Here is a 1,015-nt window from a genome sequence, read left to right as displayed (position 1 = left end):
TAGATAATATGTATGTAAACAGGCAGAAACTTTCTGAAATCCCTGCCTTATTAATGATATTTCAAACACTATCAGTCACACGGATGACTTGGGCCATAAAACTTGTGAGGCACATTCCCCACCCAGACTGTTTGACAATCCACCTCATCAATGTTATCGCACTTAATGCATTGTCCGGTAGTACTACTATTACTACCTGTTTGTGCCAGCAAATCAGCGCCTACATGTACAAAAGGATCGGTAAGCGAAAGGCTTACATTGGTAATCAGGCTCAACAGGAATATACCTGCTGCTACATACCTTAACTTATTTTTCCATTTAGTTTTTTTTGAAAAAAGTTAGGTTAAAAATTCTAATAAATAAGTTGTGACCAAATTATTTTTATCTATTATAAATTACAAATTAGGAAGAGGTTTAAGCGGGATGCATCACGAACATCTTCAAATATTCTCTGGTTCTGGTTTGAAAGGGTATAAGTGGTATGAAAATATGTTTAATACTTCCATTACCATAAATCACAGCCAAAACAGGCTTTTCACATCCTCCCAAAAGATCAACCCCCCAACTTTTATATCCGTAATATTCAAACTTTGGATTATATGTCCGTTTTTTCAGAGACAACTCCTTGATGGATGAAGACTCGATAAACACTTTGAACGTATCATTTTCGCTCATTCGATCAAGATGATCAAGTATATTATATATGCACGCATTACACATTTTTTTTGTTATGAAAAGACAAAGCTGATTTTTAATAGTAAATATTTCGCTTGTGTGTATACTTCCGTTTTCATTAAAGAACGTAACTGTGTCAAGTATTATGAGGTTTTGCTCTATTTGATACTGTTTTAAAGAAGCATAATGCAGTAGTTCGATATCTTCACTTAAAGCTCTGACCTCTTCCTTGTAGTAACTCTCCATTTTTCTAAGCTTTGATTTAAGGGCCATTAAATACAGTGGGAAAGAGATCAATAGGGCTATTCCAAAGAACCAGTTGAGCTTCACCATTTTAATT

General features: G+C 34.6%; 2 protein-coding genes. One reads left to right on the top strand and one right to left on the bottom strand.

All coding sequences use genetic code 11. The features are described 5' to 3' along the window. On the top strand, positions 1-305 hold a 305-nt coding region (locus AC04NP_RS30515), incomplete at its 5' end, for a hypothetical protein (RefSeq protein ID WP_482863916.1). Between the two features lie 109 nt (positions 306-414). On the opposite strand, the gene AC04NP_RS30510 is transcribed toward AC04NP_RS30515, so the two are convergent. Continuing rightward, positions 415-1,015 (bottom strand): hypothetical protein (locus AC04NP_RS30510; protein ID WP_482863915.1); only part of this gene is annotated, 601 nt, incomplete at its 5' end.

The sequence above is a fragment of the Agaribacillus sp. DX54 genome (genome assembly GCF_056858335.1).
The sequence above is the reverse complement of the archived record's forward strand: the minus strand, read 5'-3'. Positions and strand labels throughout refer to the sequence as shown.